The sequence below is a fragment of the Streptacidiphilus albus JL83 genome, from assembly GCF_000744705.1.
Lineage (GTDB): Bacteria > Actinomycetota > Actinomycetes > Streptomycetales > Streptomycetaceae > Streptacidiphilus > Streptacidiphilus albus.
The window spans coordinates 577407-594786 of record NZ_JQML01000001.1; the positions used below are offsets into that span (position 1 = coordinate 577407).

Here is a 17380-nt window from a genome sequence, read left to right on the forward strand (position 1 = left end):
GGCCGAGGACCGGGACAGCCCGCTGACGGCAGCTGTGGGTGACGACTTCAAACCCGGTGATCGTCAAGGCCGCTCCCCCGCAGGACATCCCCGCTGTCCTCCACCGGCGGCACTCCGGCAGGCCCCTCACCGGATCGGTGACCATCCCACAGAAACCCACAGGCACTGCGGCCGGCGCGCCAGGGATACTGCCCGTGCGCATCAGCCCCGCCGTCGCGGCCACCGTCCTCCTCTGGCCCTCGCCAGCTGCCCGGACAACCGTCACCGGCCCCTCCAGCGACGCCGCCAGCAAGGCCCCCCCAGCCCCAGGGCGGCGGTCAGCGCTCCGCTGGCACAAGGCCCGGGCCCGCAGGCGCACTACAGCGTCCGGGCCGGGTGCTGCCGCGCGCGGCGGCGCGGGCTGGTCGGGGCGGCGGGCCAGGAACAGCAGATCCTGGACCGACGGTAGTCCCAGTGCCCATGAGCCGTCATCAGGAAACGAGCGTGCACCCGGTGTGACGGCCGTCGGTTCCTCGGTACCTCGTTCCCACGTTCGAAGACCCGCTTTGCAGGGGTTTGTGTTCCTTGGTAGTGATCTCATTGGTTTAATTCCGCAGGCCCGCGGGGTGTCCGGACTGGCAGGATCGGGTCATGTCGGTAGATCCCTTGCTGGTCAGAGCCCGTGGGCTGTGGGAGCGCCTGGCCTCGGTGCCAGTCTCGTTCGCCCCGAACGGGGGTGTGCGCGTGGTCGTCTCGGCCGAGTCGGGACTGTGTCCGGCCGGATGGGTTGGCGTTGTGACGCTGGGAGGATCGGCGATCGTGACCGCGCCCAGCGAGGACACGGCCGCGATGGTTCACGATGCCTTGACTGGATTGCCGGTGGAGGCTGTAGCCGATGCCGATGCGGTCCGCGAGGTGCTGTCGGTGGCCCGGGTACTCGGGCCGGCTGCGTTGGCGTATGTGTCCGCGGACGGGTTCCGCCCGGTAGACCCCGGTCTGCTGACGGTGGAACGACTGCCGGGAGAGCACCAGGACCTGCGTGGCCTGGAGAAGCTCGCGGGCGAGGAGGACACCGGGGAAGCCGGCTTGGAGGAGATTACCTCGCCCGCGTTCGTAGTTCGCCAGGGCGGCCACGTGGTCGCCGCTGCCGGATACCGGGTCTGGCCGGGCCGGACCGCCCATATCAGTGTGCTGACCGCCCCCGCGTGGCGAGGGCGGGGACTGGCCCGGACGGCGGGCTCGGCGACGGCGGCGCACGCGCTCGCAGCCGATCTGCTGCCCCAGTGGCGGGCCCGGGTGCCTGCCTCCCGACGGGTCGCACTCGCGCTGGGTTTCCGGGAGCTGGGCGCCCAGCTCAGCATCGAACTCGCGTAGGCCTTGTGCTCGCAGGGCGGCCGGGCACGCCGTCATCCGACCCGTTGCGGCCGGCTCTCGGGGGCGAGCTGTGGATCGTGTCGGCGGAGGAAATCCACGACCCGTGCCCAGGTCAGCTCGGCTGCGGCTGCGTTGTGGTCCGGTGAGGCGGGGTCCGTGTAGAAGTGGCCGGCGCTGGGGTAGCGGAAGACCTCCAGGACGGATGCGGATCCCTTGGCTGTCATCTCCATGGCGGCGACGCGTTCCGGAGGAGCGAAGGGGTCCGGGTCGGCGGCGTGCAGCTGGATGCCGAGACCAGGGCGGGAGTTGACCGGCACCTCGGCCGTGGCGTGCAGGAGCAGGATCCCGGCGGCACCGGTCCGTTCGGGCCACAGACCGCTGACCACGCCAGTGCCCATGGAGACACCGACCAGCACCGTGTCCTCCGGCATGCCTTCCAGTGCCAGCCGAGCGCGCTGCATCACGGTGTCCCAGCCCACCTGTTCCACCAGCCCGAACCCTTCATCAAGGGTGGTCGCCACCAGACCACCGAAGAGGTCAGGGGCGACGACTTCGTGCCCGGCCCGGCGAAGCCTCTCGGCGGCAAGGAGCTCGACGGGGCGGAGGCCGAGCACAGAGTGGAAGAGTGCGATGTGTGCCATGACGCTCATCGTGCCCGAGGGTACTACCGGTCGTCGTCTGTGCCTGGACAAGGCAGTTGGAACCACGAGCCTGCTGTGACCTGCCGGTTTGTGTCCCGTCTCAAATGATCTGGTCCAGGGCCAGGGCTGTGACCTGCAACGACCGGGTCATTTGAGACGCCCGGCCACCGGAGATCTCGGATCGTGCGGTTGCCCGAGCCGAACCCCAGTACCGACTGGAGCGCGCTGCCCGGAGTGCACCTGCGCTGCCCCGACGACGAGAGCCTGATCGAGTGGGGCGACCCCGAACAGGAGTGCTTGTGCGGACGGCTCAGCCGGGACAGCGAGGGCCAGCTGCTGCCGCTGACGCCGTGCGATTTCATCGCCGTCCAGGAAACGCCCCCCGAAGACCGCCCTCCGGGCCAGGTCCCACAGGACGAGCTCGTCCGCGGCGGACAGGCAGTACTCCCACGTCGACGTCGGCGACGCGCCGGCTGCAGCGGCGGTCACACGTCGGCCCGGCCCAGGAGCTGCCACAACTCGCTCACGGCCCGGGCCAGCGCGGCCCGGTCCTCGGCGTCCGGCGGACCCGAGTCGGCGACCGGGGGATTGAAGCCGCCGGCGTCGTTCAGGGTGCCGGCGAACAGCGTGACGACCGGTGCCGCGAAGCTGGCCGTGATGCCCAGCCAGCGGCGGTCGGCGTCGTGGACCAGGTGCTTCTGCTCGCTCGGCGCGCCGCCCAGGACGCGGACCTGGCCGCCCCTTGCGAGGTCCTCGATGATGCGGTCAGCGATCTGGTCCGGTCCCCATGTCCGTGCCCTCCCTGGTGTGATCATCCCTGTGACGGGGCCACCGCAGCCGGTACGCCCGGGCAGGCGCGATGATGTCAGCGGAGTCGAGCCAGTCCCAGGGCCGCCCGCCGCGGCCTCCCGGTCGTGTTCGGACCTCCGCACCTCGACCGCGAGCCTACGGCCGACCGGTTCCCTCCGCCGACGCCGGAGCTGAGCAGACAGCGTTCACGGCGCCCCGGCCCCGGCCGGCGAACCGGGACCTCCCGCATGCAGCAGGGCCAGGACCTCCGCGGCTGTCCCCACGTCGCCGAAGCAGCGGTGGACCACGGTCAGGGTGGTGTTGTGCGCCTCGTCCGAGTAGGTCGCGGCGGCGTCGGCGACCAGAACCGCCCGGTAGCCCGGCGCCGCCGCGTCCCGCACGGTGGACCACACAGACGCCGGAGGCTTTGCCCGCCACGACGACCGTGTTGAAGGTCTGCCGGGTCCACCTGTGGGGGGAGCGGCAGGTCCGGGTCGTTCGTTGACTTTGAGTCATAAACGGATAGTTTTTGCAAATATGGCCCTTGATGAGGTGTCAGTGGATCTTTCAAATGCTATGACACCGGCGCGTCCGCGGGGCCGAATGGCGCAGGCCACGCCGGGCCAGGGGTGCCCCTCTCTTTGCGTTCGAGGCCGGATCGCCCCTTGGAGCAGTGATTGCGGCCGCGCCGCCGCCACCGGGCGGCCGACCCGCCAAGGCGCGAGGGTTCTCGGCAACCGGAGCATCACCGGTGCCCGGTGCATATCGGCGCCCGCTGCCATTGTGTCCGGCCGTTAGCCACACCCCCGAGGGCGCGTTCCCCGCTCCGGTTGCACCGGCCGCCGGACCGCTCGCGTGTCCTGCACAAGCGTCTCGTCCCGCTGTCCCCGGAGGTCTGCTCATGCACAGATTCCCACGTGTCCCCATCCGCTCCCGCCGACGTTCGGCCCGTCCGCGCAGGCGGGCTCTGCACCTGGTGCTCGTCGCCGCACTTGCCACGGCCGGACTGCTGCCGGCCGCCGTCACGCCCGCGGCACAGGCACGGGAGGCCCGGAAAGTGGCGCAGCCCCCGGCCACGGCCGGGGCGCCGGTCGTGACCATCGCCCAGGACGGCACCACGACGGTGTTCGCCCGCACTCCCGCCGACGGCCTGCTGCGGCGCGAGCGCAGCCACGCCACCGCCCAATGGGGCGCGTGGATCGACACTGGCGGACAGACCACCGGAAACGCCGTCGTCGGGCACCGGCTGGACGGCGGGTTGGAGGTCTTCGCCACCCGTGCCTCCGGTCACGTCTGGTTCCAGGCGCAGGAGGCGTCGGGCTGGGGCGCCTGGAGCGACATGGGGACTCCGCCCGGCACGACGGCGGCCGGGACGCCGGTCGTGGTGACCGACAACAACGCCGCCGCCTCCACCCGTGCCAGCGGCCAGGTCCAGGGAAACTCGGACGGCCGCCTGGAGCTGTTCGTGCGCGGTGCGGACGACGCCCTGTGGCATCGCGCCCAGAAGGCTCCCAACGACGGGGGCTGGAGCGCGTGGGAGAAGCTGGGCGGCGGGCCGTGGGCCGGTGACCCCGCCGCCGTCGTCACTGGTGCCGGTCGCATCGCACTGGCGGCCCGCACCAGCGACGGTCACCTGAACGCGACCAGCCAGAAGCAGCCCAGCACCCAGGAGGCCTCGCTGCCAACCGGCAACTGGGCACCCTGGACCGATCTGGGCGCCGACTTCATCAGCAACCCCCAACTGGTGGCCAACGCCTACAGGACCAGCACCGGGCAGACCAGTACGCGCGGCAACGGCACCCTGCTGCAGGCCTTCGCCAACCGCAGCGACCACCACCCGTGGACCGTCGCCCAGTCCCAGTCCGGCACCGCAGCCACTCCCGACGGCACCTGGGACACCGGCCACCCCTACGACCTCGGCCTGGCCCTCACCTCACCGCCTGTGGTCGCCGCGGCCAGCGACGGACGCCTGTCGGTCTTCGGCTTCAACAGCGACCACACCGTCGTCCACCGCTCCCAGACCCACACCCTCATCCCGGGCACCGATGCCACCGGCATCTGGGACGGGGGCTGGCCCCCGCACCCCGGGGTGTCGGCCACGGCCCTTACCGTCACCCGCACCGCCGCAGGCGCCTTCACGGTCATCGTTGTCGATCAAGCCTCCGCCACGATGTACGCGATCGACCAGCTCGCCGCCGGCACCCCCGACTCGCCGGCGGGCACCTGGCTCGACTGGAGCGCACCGGCCCCGATCTCAACCGACCACTGCGCGGGCGCCGGGGCACCGGACTGCCTCAGGATCCATCTCCCCGACCTGAACCAAGACCTCGACACCATCCCTGGCACCACGTTCGAGCCCGTCAACCGCGAGACCCCCGACCCGCAATCAACAAGCCAGAAGTGGGCCCTCGAACCCGTTCCCGGCGCGACCAACGGCACCTTCACCATCCTCAACCACCTCACCCTCGGGTGTATCGCCAACGATGACTCGGAGGTGGGCGTATACCCCTGCGGCGCGTCCGCGGTGACGAAGTGGTACCTCGAACCTGCGACCACCGACAGCACCGGGAAGCCCACGGGCTACCGCATCCACAAGGCCGGCGCGGCACTCTGCCTCACAGCGACCCTGGACTCCGAGTTGAGCGCTCCCTGGGTCATCCAGGCATCCCCCTGCGGCGACGGCAACCCGAACCACAAGCAGGTCTGGAACCTCGGTGGAGACGGCGCCACCGCCCCCGGCATCCTCAACCTCGCGCTCGAACACGCCGCCGCCGCCTGCGCCGGCGACAAGACGTCCAACTGCGTCTTCCAGGACACCAGCACCCCGGTCCCCTACAACGCACCCGCCTGCGTGTACGGCGACGTCCTCTACAACAACAGCCCCTCCAGCACCGCCACGCTGGGCGCCGAGTGGAAGCACCTGACCGGCTCCGACTGGTCGGTCGGCGGTGAGGTGTCCGTCGGCCCCTTCACGTCCCTCGGCCTCGGCGCCACTTTCTCGACCGATCACACCTGGGTCGACGACGACGAGACCTCGCGGACGACGGACATCGAGGTACCGCCCGGACAGTTCGGCTGGATCGAGGAATCCCCCCTGGTCATGCAGACCATCGGCTACTGGAAGTTCACCATCGGCGGATACACCTACACCGTCCCAGGCCACAACCTCTCCAACGCCCGGGACAACACGGGCGGCCAGAACACCCTCGTCATCACCAACACCTCTCCCGAACCTCCCACCAACGCCCCCTGCAACCAGTAACACCGACCAAGAGCCCCAATGCGGACACAGACACCGAGCGGCGGACCGGTACGGGGTGCTGACCGGCTGCCCGGTGGCGGGGCCGCCGCCTGGCGGAGGACCGCCGGTGTCGTCCACGGGGCAAGTCGGGACGAGTACGGAGCATTCCCGGCCAACGTGGCTCCGGAAGCCGTTGCGTCCTACACCTACAGGAAAGCGCGGACTACGTTGGCACTGTAGTCGTTAGGGACTGCTCTGAGTTCAGATCATTAGTTCCGGAAATCGTCCTTGGGGCATGACCACGGCAGTCGGCGGCCCGGCACCCTGCGTGCCGGGCCGCCGCAGTTCACCGGACGCCCCTCCCAAGGGGCTGCTGTGACGCCACCCACGCCTACAACCGATGTGGTCCGAGGGTTTCGACCGCGACGACTTCCACATCGACTTCGACCGCCGACAAGTGACCTGCCCCCAGGGCCAGGTCAGCGCAGGCTGGCACGGCCCCTACCCGACCTCCTCACCCACCGCGGCACCCCTGATCGTGGCGCGATTCACCAAGAGCCAGTGCCAGCCGTGCCCGGACCGGCCCCGGTGCACCAGCTCCAGCGACGCCCGCAACGTGGGCTTTCCCCCACAGGAACTCCGTGATCTGCAAGTCCGCGTCCGCGCCGAGCAGCAGTCACCCGAATGGAAGGCCCGCTACGCGGTCCGCTCCGGAGTGGAGGGCACCATCAACGGGTTCGCCCACGGCCACGGCATGCGCCGCTGCCGCTACCGAGGACAGCCGAAAGCCCACCTGCAACACGTCCTCACAGCCATCGCCGTGAACATCGAACGACTCAGCAGCCAACCAGAGACCGAGAAACCCTCATCATCGAGACCGCCCACCGCCTTCCAGGCCTTCCTGGACCAGCAGTCGATTCCCCGATCCAAGTCCTGGCGCACCCTCGGCACCTGACCTTGACCAACCAAGACCACCGACAGAGTCAAGCTCAGGACACTCTGCGGTCGGGGACGTTGGGCCTACCAGCTGACCGACCGCATCTTGCCTCGAAGTCACTCTTCAACAGGAGTCGCCCCGGCTTCAGCTGGCCGCCCCGCAGCGGAAGTGCACACGGAGTGACTGGTAGCGGCCGTCGGGTCCGGGCATGCAAGTTGACGGCACGTGAGGTGGTCATGTCGTGTCCGTTCGACCTGAGAGAATGGACCAATGGCCTCTCCCAGTTCGACCCAGCACCCGCAGCGCGCCGTCGACCGCGCCAACGCGGCAATCCGGGCGTACCTGCGGGGCCTGCCCGGACGTTCGCCGGGAACCGTCGAGCAGCGGGCCGAGTACCACAAGCTCGTCGACGCCTACCTCGCGGCCGTCGCGGTGCGCGACGGACGGCCGCGCGAGGCCGAGGACGAACCCGAGCCCGTCGCGGCGTAGCGCCGCCGGAAGTGTCCGTCGAGAAGCGCGACCACTCCGACAAGCCCTGCCCCAACCGCCGTTCGGCCGAGCGGCCCCAGCCGCCCACATGATCCGCTAGCGTGTTCGGATGGTTCTCTCCGTCGGCCGATTTGAGAATGACGCGCCTCCCACTCGGCAGAGGTCGCGGCTGGTGCCGATCGCCGTCTTCACGGCTTGCGGTGCCCTGCTCGTCGCGGCCACGGTGGCGATCGCCTGCGGCTGGCCGGGCTGGGCCACCGGCTGCGCAGACTCGCGTGAGGTGTGCTCCCCCTACGAGTCCTTCTCCGGCGACCACACGTTCCCCCAGCTGCTGCACCGGTTCGGGGTGGAAGCGCCCTGCGGGACGAGAGGGCTGAAGTACGCCTACGCCGACAGTTGGAACGACGACAGGGAGACCTTCGACCTGCGCACGTCCATCTCGCAGGCCTGCCTGAGCGGCTTTCTCGCCGGCGTCGCCCCAGGGTCCACCCTGGCCGCCGCGCCGCTCCTCGGCATGCACGACAACGACTTCCCGGTCGACCTGGAAGGCGGCTTCCCCAATGGGGTCATCGGGCCACTGGATCCATCCCACCAGTACCGCGTCATCACCGCGACCAGACCCGACGGATACGGCCAGGTCACTCTCCTCGTGGATACGACCGGCCACGTCCCGTTGCTGGAGGCCGATTTCACCTACGACGCGCCCACCGGCTGGCCAGAGCAGTCGAACTGACCAACCGTCCTGAAGACGCTCCTCGGGAGTGGCTCTGCCCGCGATTGCGCCGATGACCTTGTGTCACGTCGGAGTGCACCTCGCGCCTGGCCGGAGCACAGGCGCAGGTGGCGTGCCTTCCGCAGACCCGGCAGGACTCGAACCTGCGCGCCCCGACAAGCAGCCGGGAGCTGTTCACCGACCCCGGCAACAACGCTGTCGTCCGCACCGACGTAGCGGAGATCATGCAAGTCTGCGACCAAGGTGACATCAACGAAGCCCGCGAGTGCACCGCGCTTCCCCTCGCCGATCTCGACGGCCTGCTGGCGGAAACCCACGGGCAGTCCGGAGTGCGGCGGCGGCTGAGGTGAGCAGCAGCCACACCCTGCCTGGCACGCCAGGAGCCTCAAGGGGTGTCGGTCGTGTGTGCTAGCTTTACTCGTTTTGCTCACATCAATCGAACGGGGGGTCGCCTTGCGACGCATCACAACACTCGCGGCTGCGGCTGCGGTACTCACGCCGCTCCTGCTGGGGAACACCGGCAGCGCGTCCGCCACGAGCGGCAACGGCACGCTGACCGTCACCACGCTGGGGCGGAGCGGCAAGCCGGTCAGCTCCACCCTCAGTGTGTACAACACCAGCACACAGGCCTTCGCCCAGCTGAGCAGCGGCCAGGCGCACTCCCTGGCCAAGGGCACCTACCAGGTGTTCGTCGACATCTGGAACGGCGCGGACGGCACCGACACCATCGGCGCCAGGACGCTGACGGTCTCGGGCGCGACCAGGGCGACCATCGACGCCCGGCAGGGCCGCGCCGTGAAGGCGTCGCTGAGCCCCGCCCCTGGCGCCGGCTACCTCCAGTCCGTCGCGGTCTCCGCATGCTCGGCGGACTCCCCGTACGGTGCGTCCGCCGTGAACAGCGCGGGCAGGGTCTTCGTCATCCCCTCCGCCGACTCCTCGTTCGAGCTGGCCTACTCCTCGACGTGGCGCAACGGGCCGGGCGCGGCGGCGACGGCTTTCGTCGCCATCGGCGACCACCCGAAGGGCCTGCCCAGCGGGGTGTCCGCCACCGTCCGGCAGTCCTCGCTGGCCACTCTCAGGGTGTCCGCCCGCAGCGGCCCGGAGACCGGCGACTCGCAGCTCCAGTTGACGGACAGCAGCGGCACCCCCTGCATGTGGAGTCTCGGGAACGTGGCGTTCGACGCCACGCTGCCGTACTCGATCACCGCCCACGTGTCCCCCGGCTCGTGGTCCGTCTCCGAGCAGGCGCAGGACTACCTCTACAGCAGCGCCCTCAACTACGGCGCCGGCAGGTCCTACGGTCTGACGGTCAACAACGCGGCGTGGGGGCCCGGCGGGGACCTGCCCTACGTCTGGGCCGGGCAGCACCGGCTCTACCTGAACACCGACCAGATGTTCACCGACTCCGCGCTGCCCTACGGCCTCGGGTTCTCTGCGGCCTACAAGCTGACCAAGGGCGGCCGAACGCTGCTGTCGAAGAGTCTGGGAGGCAACAGCCAGGCCACCCTCAACCCGATCCTCACCAGTGGCGGCTGGTACGACCTCACCGTCTCGGCGAGGCGCTCGCCCGACCGGGCGCTGCCCGCGACCGCGCTGTCCACGGCCTCCTCGGTCGCCTTCCACTTCTACACCGACCTGACGGCCTACCGGCAGATCCGGGCCTACCTGACCCGCTTCTCCCCTGCCGGGCTCAATGCCAGTGACCAGGCCGCGCCCGGTGCGCACACCACGGTCGCGCTGGACCTGCAGCGGCCCGCGTCCAACGACGACTTGGTGCACCAGCTCTCCGACTCGGTGAAGAAGGTGCAGGCCTGGTACTCCACCGACGGCGGCCGGAGCTGGCACGCGGTCCCGGTCAGGCTCTCCGGCGGCGCCTGGAGCACCTCCGTGCCCGACCCGGCCGCCGGCCTGGTGTCGTTGCGGTCCGAGGTCACCGACAGCCACGGCGATACCACCACGACCACGGTGGTCAACGCGTACGCGGTGGGCTGACGGCACGACTGCGGCCGGGGCCTGTCCGACAAGATCCGCCGGACAGGCCCCAATCGCTCGGGCCCACCCCCGGTCCGGGAGCAGCGATCGGGCGATGAGTTCAGAGGCGTCGCCGTCGTCCGGCGGCCGGGTCGATCACTCGGCCCTCTCCCCGACCCGCAGTTCACGCAGGTGGAGGCGTCCCTCCATCGGAGCCGGGCTCATACAAGGGAGTTCACCCGGAGCACGCGGGGATGGAGGCGTCCATGCGGTGTCGGGTCCTCACCCAGGCGTCCAGCACCGCCGTCTGATCGGCGGCTCGGGCAGCCTGCCTCGAATCGGGCGAGAAAGCCTCTACTGCGGCGCCACTTCGCCGGTCGCGGTGAATCCGGTCGACGGTCCAGGGTCCAGGGTCCAGGTCGAAGAGCAGGCAGATCGGGCAGGACTCCGAAGCCGGCGGCCGGCAGGCCGGCGGAACCGTTCAAGGGTGGTGACGGACCAGGTCGAGCCGCGCGGAGCCGTATCCGTCGAGCACAGCCGACTCGCTCGCCGCGTGGTCGGGTTTCGGCCTAACAGGGCCTGGCGCTCGTCCGGAGCCGGGCGTCCGTCAGGGAAGTGCGGGCACGGTCACAGCTTGTTCGGTTGGATGTCGAAGGCGAGGACCACGCCGTCGGCAGCCTGCGGGTACATCTCCATCATCTGGCCGTAGATCTCGCCGAACGCGTCGAACCGGGTTTCCCTCTTGCTCGGTGTGTAGGTGCCCTGCGCGTGAACGACACCGAACGTGTCGTCGGTACGCGGGTACTGGATCGCGATCGAGTAGAAATGCGTGCCCTGCTCGGGGGTGCTCACCGTGACTCTCCTTCGATGCGGCTGCTTGGCTGTATTCAAGCAGCTGCTCCGGCAGGGCTGATGCAAAGTCCCAGTGATCAAGAAGGGCCGCTGGTCAGAGTGCCGTGCCTCGACACCGACCTGTGAGCGGATCTCTCCTCGACGCGATCCGGCTCTCGGCGGCCAGCGGGCAGCCGCCTACTCGTTGGCCGACCGGCCGCGCTGATCAACTGCCGACTACCGCCGTGATAGCGATCTGCTTATCGCATCTCCATGTCGAGGTGGAACGTGCCGCCCGGGTTGGCGCTCGAGCAGAGTAGGACGGTCAGCCCGCGCCGTGGAACCGACTTGAAGGCGAAGCGTGTCCGGCCCGGCTGCCCACCGCGATGGGCAGCCGTCGACAACACGGCTGCCCATCGCCCTGACGGCAATGCACGGACAGCTCCAGCAAGGTCCAGACCGGGCTACGCAGGGAGCCGCCACGAACTGGGGATGCCAGCTTGCCTCGCGCCAGGCACTGCCATCGCTACCTGGTGTCTGCTACGTCTTTCGTACAGGCGCTCCTGTTGGCTGTCGAGCCGGGTTGCGAGCCACCGTCAGTCACACGGGGGCGGCGGGCAGGGGTTGGGCGGGCACGGAATGCCGCCGCCAGTACCGCCGGTGCCGCCTCCGCCAGTACCGCCGCCACCACCGCCGGTGCCGCCGCCACCGCCGCCAGTACCACCGCCGCCGGTGCCGCCACCACCGCCACCAGTACCACCGCCACCGGTGCCGCCACCACCACCGCCAGTACCGCCGCCGCCACCACCGCCGGTGCCGCCACCACCACCGCCAGTACCGCCGCCACCACCACCGCCAGTACCACCGCCGCCACCACCACCGCCACCGCCGGCGGTGGCGCAGGTTTGGCGGGTGATGGTGTCGGAGTCGAGGGTGACTGATCCGTTTCGGGCCAGGGCGCGGCCGTCGATGGTCGTGTTGGTGGTGACCGTGATGGAGGTCAGGGCGAGGATGTTGCCTACGAAGGTGGAGGCGGTTCCCAGGGTGGCGGAGCTGCCGACCTGCCAGTAGACGTTGCAGGGCTGGGCGCCGTTGACCAGCAGGACCCGGCTGGCGGACGCTGTGGTCAGCGTCGAGCCGATCTGGAAGATGAAGACGGCGTTGGGGTCGCCCTGGGCGTCGAGGGTGAGCGTGCCGGTGAGTCCGATGGACGTGGGTGCCTTGTAGACGCCCGGCGTCAGCGTCCGGCCGCCCAGGTCACCGGAGATGCTGGAGTCGGGTGCCTGGCCGGCGGCGTTGTTGTACGCGGTGGCCAGATCGCTCTGCGCCTGCAGTGAGTTCGCGTCGGCGGAGTGGATGGTTCCCTTGACGGTGCCGGGAGGGAATCCGGACACCGCGGTGCCCGGGTTCACGCCGAGGTCTCCGTTGATCGTGCTCGGGCCGGTGTTCGTGACGCTCTGTCCGGCCAGGACCGCGTAGCTGCTCGCCGTCCCGAGCGGGACCGCTACGCCGATGGCGCTGGCGCTTGTGGGGAGCATCGCCAGGCCGGCGGCGGAGAGAGCCACCACCAGAGATGTGGCTGCCATGCGGGCGAATACCCGCCGGGATGGGGTGGATTCCTGCAGTCTTGTCATTGAGGCGCCTAACTCCTTGCGAGGGTCGGGTCAATCGGCCGTCAATGCGCGGAAAACGTGAAAGCGCACCTGCGAGCACGCTTGTTGGGTCATCCGAACGGCGACCGTGAAACGAGACACTAGCCCTCAGCCAGGCTGTGATCTGCGGCGGATCCCTGCGCCATACGGGTGACTTGTCTGAAGAATCGATTTTTCTCGCTGCTTTAGAAATATTCAGATTGACGATGTAGGTTGTGGTCGAATTGATGCCGTCGGTCCGCAATTTAGAGGATCAGAGGGGAACGTACGAAGTGGATATGGTGGGTGCGCCGGTCAGGCGATGCCCAGGAGGTCGAGTGGGCGGGTGAAGGGTTCGTAGGAGGCGTGGCGGAGGCCGGCGGCGATGTTGCTGTGTCCGGCGTCGCGGAGTGTGTTGATGCCAAAGACTGAGCACTTGCAGGATCGGCACCGGTCAGGTCGGCCAGGCCGCCCGGGCAGACGCGGCCGATGATCCGTCGGATCGTGGCGGTGCTCGGCGGGACGCGCACGTCCAGCGCGCCGACGGTTCGGGCGCCCAGCCGGGCCGGCGTGTGCTGCGGGGCGCTGGTGGACCACTGCCCGATCGCCGCGTACGACCGGGCGCCGGCCACCACCGCCGAGGCCGCGACCAGCAGCACCGCCACGAACGGGTGTCGCACACCGCGCCGGCGCCGGGGATCAGGCAGCAACCGCAGCCGCTCCACCAGCGGATGACGAGCTCAACCCCACCCTCTCGCGGTATCCGGCCGGTCGGCCGCCCGACCGGACACCGCACCGCTCATGTCAGGCCGGCGAGATGACCGCGCTGCCGAGGTGCCGGGCGAAGAACCGGACCGCACTGTCGGCCTCGAACCGGGGCAGTTCCTTGTGCGCGCCCGAGTTCACGTGCAGGGACTTCTCCTTCGAGGCGAAGGCGTCGAACAGCGCGAGACCTTCCTCGCGGGAGATGTGCTCATCGTCCCACTGCAGGTCGAACTCGATCGGGACGGTGATCTGCCTCGCCTTCTCGGCCAGCACATCGGGCCAGTGCTGGCCGAAGACGGCGGCCGTGATCCTGGGCTCGGCTGCCACGAAGGGCACGCCGATCGCGGTACCCATGTTGATGCCCCAGAAGCCGACCGGGCCGCCGAACCCGATCTCCGGGAGCTCTTGGAGTGCGTCCAGGAGCGCCTGGTACTCGGGCACGGCCAGCTTCGCCAGGTGGTCGTTGTAACGGACGACGATCGGGCCTTCCGGCTCGCCGGCCGCCCGCGCCGCGAACAGCGCGGCGATCTCCTGCTCGTCGTGCTCCGTGCGCGGCCGGTCACCGTGACCGGGCGCGTCGAGGACGGCGACGTGGAAGCCGCAGCCGTGCACCAGGTGTTGGGCCCGGCCCGACATCGCGGGGTGCTTCTTGTGGTTGCCGCCGCCGTGACCCATCAGGATCAGCGGCGCACGGTCCGCGCCGGATTCGGGGGACCATAGGACACCGGGGACCCCGTTGACGGTGAAATCGCGCGCGACGATGCCGTTGACGGTCGATTCGGCGGTGAAGTGCAGAGTATTCATGGCGTGTTGCCTTTCGGGGGTGCCTGGTTTCGAGGCGCTCCCGGCGACATTTACGCAGATCGCCCGACCGTGGCGACAAGGGGGAGCACCCATACGAGTACTGCTTTCATGGGTCTCACCTCCTGGCGCTGGATCACGGCCAACGGAAAGCTACCAGAGCGGCCACCGGTCCGACCACAGCTTTCTCCTGACGCCCGATCAGGGCTACCGATCAGGACCTGGACCATGGGCGTGCCCGGATTCGTGAGCAATTGACCCGACCGGGCTGCGGGGCCCCGCCGGCCCGGTAGCAGGCCCACTGAATCCCAACGTCCGTCCCATGTACCCGGATTCACCGAGCGCTCGGCGCCGGTTCGCCGGTGTTCGCATCGTGCTGCAGGATGTCCCACAGTCCGGCCCTGGCCTGGTAGATATTGGTGATCACCAGCATCAGCAGCGTGAAGACGCCGTATTGGATGCCGTTCCAGAGCGGGACCAGGTCGACCGGCAGCGCGTAGGCGATGACCACCCGCAGCCCGGCGTCCAGGATCAGGCCCACCCCCCAGAAGACGGTGGTCACCTGCCAGATCCGACGGAACCCCGGCTTCCGGTCCCACAGGTCGTCCCAGGTCTCCTCCCCCGACGAGAACCGCCGCTCCAGCAGCGGACGGGAGAAGTCGAAGGCCAGCGGCCGCCGGCCCCACAGCGAGGCCAGGAAGGCCCCGCCCGCCGCGCCGGTCAGCCACCCGTCCTTGAGCAGCAGGAACCGGGGGCTGTCGGTGACGAGTGAGGCGGCGATGCTCAACACGAAGACCACCGCCACGAAGACGCCCAGCGCGTCGACCTTGCGCTGCTTGATGAACTTGACCACCGCGCCGAGCAGCGGCGGCACCGTTCCGACGGTCAGGGCGACGACGTTGCCGATGCCTGCCGCACGCAGGCCGTAATACAGGGCGATCGGACCCACGAGGTCGGTCGCCAGCATGACCACCATGTGCAGGGCGAGGTTGCCCGGGGGCTTGTCGCCGCCTTCGTTGCTCCGGCCACTGCTCATCCGATCTCCCCTCGTTCCCGACGGGTCGCCAGTTCGAACATGGTCACCAGTTCCTGTGCATAGCTGCGCAGGTCCAGGTCGGGATGGGACTCCAGCAGAAACGGCAGCCCCTCGACGGCGCGGCGAATGGTCACCGCCATCACGAGGGGATCGAAGTCACGGAACTCACCGACTGACTGACCTTCCGTCAGGATTCGCTCGATGACCGAGGTGACGAGCTCGTCGGCGGACGAGTCGTAGTGCAGCCCACCGCTCAGAAAGATCGACAGCAGGGCCTTCATCTGGGTGCGGTGGCCCCCGACGAACTCGACCGTGGCCAGGATGTACGCGCGGAGTGCCTCCGCCGCACTGCTCTGGTCCTTCATCCGCTCGGACACGAAGCCGCCGATCCCGGACGTCACCTCCCGGACCACCTCTTCGATCAACTCGTCCTTGCCGGCGAAGTGGTACGAGATCAGCCGCGTGCTGCTCAGGCCGGCCCGCTCGGTGATCCGCGCGAACGACGCCCGACCGAAGCCGACCTCGGCGATCGTCTCGATCGCGGCCCGCACGATCTGCGCCCGGCGCGCGGTCGTGGTGAATGATCTGCCGTCGCCGCCCCTGCCGCTTACCTGCACGAGTAAAAAGTACGTCGCCCAGGTAACACTGTCGAGACGCCGGGGGCGGCACCCACGGCTTCCGGTCAGCCCGGAGGAGTGAGCAGCGTGGTGCGGAGCATCGCGGCGAGCCACTGTTCGTAGGAGTCAGGACTCCAGTCGCGGGCAGTGGTCAGCTGCTCGTACGGCGCCTTCCGCACCCCCGCCGTCCGGTCCGCCCAGATGCTTCCGGCCGGCGGCGGCACCCTCGACGTACCCGGCCGCCCGCAGGTCGTCGCCACGCCCGGCCACACCCCCGGCAGCGTGGCCTTCCACCTCCCCGCACAGGGGGTCCTGTTCACCGGCGACGCACTGGTCACCCAGGAAGGCATCGTCGGACGCACCGGCCCGACCATCGTCTCGGCCGCCTTCACCCACAGCACCGAGCAGGCGCTGGCCTCGCTCTCGGCCCTCGCGCCCCTCGACGCGGGCCTGCTGCTCCCCGGCCACGGCGAGCCGTTCACCGGAGCGCCGGACGACGCCGTCCGCGTGGCCCGGCTGGCAGGAACCTGCTGACGGAGCGGCCGGTTGGCTTCCCCGAACCTCGGCCGAGCAGCCGCACCACGGCAGCGGAACCGCGTCGAGATCCGCCACTGCGCCCAACCCCCGTCACGTGGGTGGGGAACCGTCCTGACCGGCCTTTCGCCGGAGGCCGCCGCACCCGCAGCCGTTCCACATGACACAGTCCCCGAACGCCTCATGCCCAGCGGCCAGGTAGAGCATCGGGCCGCAGGACGCCGATCTCGTCGAGCCGAACGGCGTGGCACTCGCCCGCGAAGGCATGCCGCCCCGTTTCGCGGTAAGGCGAGGGTCATGACGCCCCTCATCTGGCAGCAGATCCATGAAGTCCACCTCCACGAGGCGCTGGTCCCCGACCCCAATGGCACCAGCAACCTCGACGTGATCACCGTCGGCCGGCTCGCGGTCGCCGACGGGGTCCTGTACATCGACCCACGCAGCACCGTGCCCGACCCGGAGACCGAGCCGTACGCCATCACCGGGGTCCCCCTCGGCAGGGTGCGATCGTTCAGCATCGTCATGCAGGGCATCCACGCCGGCGAAGCAGTGCGGGAGGCCTGACAGCGGGAGGCCCGACATCGGCGGGACTCCTGCAAGATCGGGTCGCCCGACCGTCAAGACCGGTCGGCGAGGCTTGAGTTCGACTGTGGGCAATGCCCTTGGCCGCCCGTACAGTGCGGGACATGGCGGATTCCGAGTACGGCAGGACCGAATGGCCGGAGCTCGTCGGCGTCGACGTCGACGAGGCAGTCCAGAGCCTCCGCGAGGCAGCGCCGGCCCTGAACGTCTGGCCGGTCGCGAGCGGGTCGGGCGTCACGGCGGACTGTCGGACGGACCGGGTACGGCTGTGGTTCGAGGAGGCGACGCGGACCGTGTCGCGGGTGCCACGTATCGGCTGACCGTGGTGAACACGACAGCGCAGGTCGGCTGCTCGGCGGGTGCCGCCGGGTCGGGACCGGGCGGCGCAGGCCGGGTCGGGGCCGGGCGGCGCAGGGTGGAGGGGGAAAG

At 69.7% G+C, this 17380-nt stretch carries 19 protein-coding genes; 10 read left to right on the top strand and 9 right to left on the bottom strand.

All coding sequences use genetic code 11. From position 1 onward, the window contains the following. The first annotated feature begins 630 nt into the window (after positions 1 to 630). Positions 631 to 1353, top strand: coding sequence for a GNAT family N-acetyltransferase (locus tag BS75_RS02665; RefSeq protein ID WP_034087046.1), 723 nt, complete (start codon positions 631 to 633; stop codon positions 1351 to 1353). A 32-nt stretch (positions 1354 to 1385) separates the two neighbouring features. Here BS75_RS02665 and BS75_RS02670 read toward each other — a convergent pair whose 3' ends face one another. The 3 genes from BS75_RS02670 to BS75_RS02685 form a co-directional block, all read right to left on the bottom strand. Next, positions 1386 to 1994, bottom strand: a complete 609-nt coding sequence (locus BS75_RS02670) for a dienelactone hydrolase family protein (protein WP_042440608.1) — start codon at positions 1992 to 1994, stop codon at positions 1386 to 1388. A 485-nt stretch (positions 1995 to 2479) separates the two neighbouring features. Next, positions 2480 to 2809 (bottom strand): hypothetical protein, encoded by a 330-nt coding sequence (locus tag BS75_RS02680; protein WP_034087048.1) that lies wholly within the window; start codon positions 2807 to 2809, stop codon positions 2480 to 2482. Between the two features lie 180 nt (positions 2810 to 2989). Then, positions 2990 to 3196: an isochorismatase family protein gene (locus BS75_RS02685; protein WP_034087049.1), complete on the bottom strand. Its 207-nt coding sequence runs from the start codon at positions 3194 to 3196 to the stop codon at positions 2990 to 2992. Positions 3197 to 3840: 644 nt separating this feature from the next. Here BS75_RS02685 and BS75_RS02690 point away from each other — a divergent pair. The 6 genes from BS75_RS02690 to BS75_RS02715 all read left to right on the top strand — a co-directional run bounded on the left by BS75_RS02690 (position 3841) and on the right by BS75_RS02715 (position 10175). Further along, complete coding sequence (locus BS75_RS02690; RefSeq protein WP_156164198.1) at positions 3841 to 6045, top strand: hypothetical protein; 2205 nt, start codon at positions 3841 to 3843, stop codon at positions 6043 to 6045. A 379-nt stretch (positions 6046 to 6424) separates the two neighbouring features. Then, complete coding sequence (locus BS75_RS02695) at positions 6425 to 6979, top strand: transposase (protein WP_231607659.1); 555 nt, start codon at positions 6425 to 6427, stop codon at positions 6977 to 6979. Between the two features lie 252 nt (positions 6980 to 7231). Then, positions 7232 to 7450 (top strand): hypothetical protein, encoded by a 219-nt coding sequence (locus tag BS75_RS02700; RefSeq protein WP_034087051.1) that lies wholly within the window; start codon positions 7232 to 7234, stop codon positions 7448 to 7450. A 172-nt stretch (positions 7451 to 7622) separates the two neighbouring features. Next, positions 7623 to 8183 carry a hypothetical protein gene (locus BS75_RS02705; protein WP_034087052.1) on the top strand — a complete coding sequence of 187 codons (561 nt, stop codon included), beginning with the start codon at positions 7623 to 7625 and terminating at the stop codon, positions 8181 to 8183. Positions 8184 to 8290: 107 nt separating this feature from the next. After that, the gene (locus tag BS75_RS02710) at positions 8291 to 8533 is read left to right on the top strand and encodes a hypothetical protein (RefSeq protein ID WP_034087053.1); all 243 of its coding nucleotides are present in this window, start codon (positions 8291 to 8293) and stop codon (positions 8531 to 8533) included. 103 nt (positions 8534 to 8636) lie between these two features. Then, a complete protein-coding gene (locus BS75_RS02715; RefSeq protein ID WP_034087054.1) occupies positions 8637 to 10175 on the top strand; it encodes a hypothetical protein in 1539 nt (512 codons plus the stop codon). A gap of 606 nt (positions 10176 to 10781) precedes the next feature. Here BS75_RS02715 and BS75_RS02720 read toward each other — a convergent pair. The 6 genes from BS75_RS02720 to BS75_RS02745 all read right to left on the bottom strand — a co-directional run bounded on the left by BS75_RS02720 (position 10782) and on the right by BS75_RS02745 (position 15769). Further along, on the bottom strand, positions 10782 to 11006 hold the full coding sequence (locus BS75_RS02720; RefSeq protein ID WP_034087055.1) for a hypothetical protein: 225 nt from the start codon (positions 11004 to 11006) through the stop codon (positions 10782 to 10784). Between the two features lie 575 nt (positions 11007 to 11581). Beyond that, positions 11582 to 12571 carry an ice-binding family protein gene (locus BS75_RS02725; RefSeq protein WP_052069119.1) on the bottom strand — a complete coding sequence of 330 codons (990 nt, stop codon included), beginning with the start codon at positions 12569 to 12571 and terminating at the stop codon, positions 11582 to 11584. Positions 12572 to 12882: 311 nt separating this feature from the next. Then, positions 12883 to 13341: a transposase family protein gene (locus tag BS75_RS49835; RefSeq protein ID WP_331281396.1), complete on the bottom strand. Its 459-nt coding sequence runs from the start codon at positions 13339 to 13341 to the stop codon at positions 12883 to 12885. A 79-nt stretch (positions 13342 to 13420) separates the two neighbouring features. Continuing rightward, complete coding sequence (locus tag BS75_RS02735) at positions 13421 to 14185, bottom strand: alpha/beta hydrolase family protein (RefSeq protein WP_034087057.1); 765 nt, start codon at positions 14183 to 14185, stop codon at positions 13421 to 13423. A gap of 331 nt (positions 14186 to 14516) precedes the next feature. Beyond that, the gene (locus tag BS75_RS02740) at positions 14517 to 15218 is read right to left on the bottom strand and encodes a VC0807 family protein (protein WP_052069120.1); all 702 of its coding nucleotides are present in this window, start codon (positions 15216 to 15218) and stop codon (positions 14517 to 14519) included. Beyond that, positions 15215 to 15769: a TetR/AcrR family transcriptional regulator gene (locus BS75_RS02745; protein WP_052069121.1), complete on the bottom strand. Its 555-nt coding sequence runs from the start codon at positions 15767 to 15769 to the stop codon at positions 15215 to 15217. The genes BS75_RS02740 and BS75_RS02745 overlap by 4 nt, the downstream gene beginning before the upstream one ends. Positions 15770 to 16036: 267 nt before the next feature. Here BS75_RS02745 and BS75_RS02750 point away from each other — a divergent pair, with 267 nt between their 5' ends. The 3 genes from BS75_RS02750 to BS75_RS02760 all read left to right on the top strand — a co-directional run bounded on the left by BS75_RS02750 (position 16037) and on the right by BS75_RS02760 (position 17271). Beyond that, complete coding sequence (locus BS75_RS02750; RefSeq protein ID WP_081983188.1) at positions 16037 to 16369, top strand: MBL fold metallo-hydrolase; 333 nt, start codon at positions 16037 to 16039, stop codon at positions 16367 to 16369. Between the two features lie 297 nt (positions 16370 to 16666). Then, positions 16667 to 16933 (top strand): hypothetical protein, encoded by a 267-nt coding sequence (locus tag BS75_RS02755; RefSeq protein WP_034087059.1) that lies wholly within the window; start codon positions 16667 to 16669, stop codon positions 16931 to 16933. Positions 16934 to 17055: 122 nt separating this feature from the next. Further along, on the top strand, positions 17056 to 17271 hold the full coding sequence (locus BS75_RS02760; protein ID WP_160312322.1) for a serine protease inhibitor: 216 nt from the start codon (positions 17056 to 17058) through the stop codon (positions 17269 to 17271). Positions 17272 to 17380 lie beyond the last annotated feature (109 nt).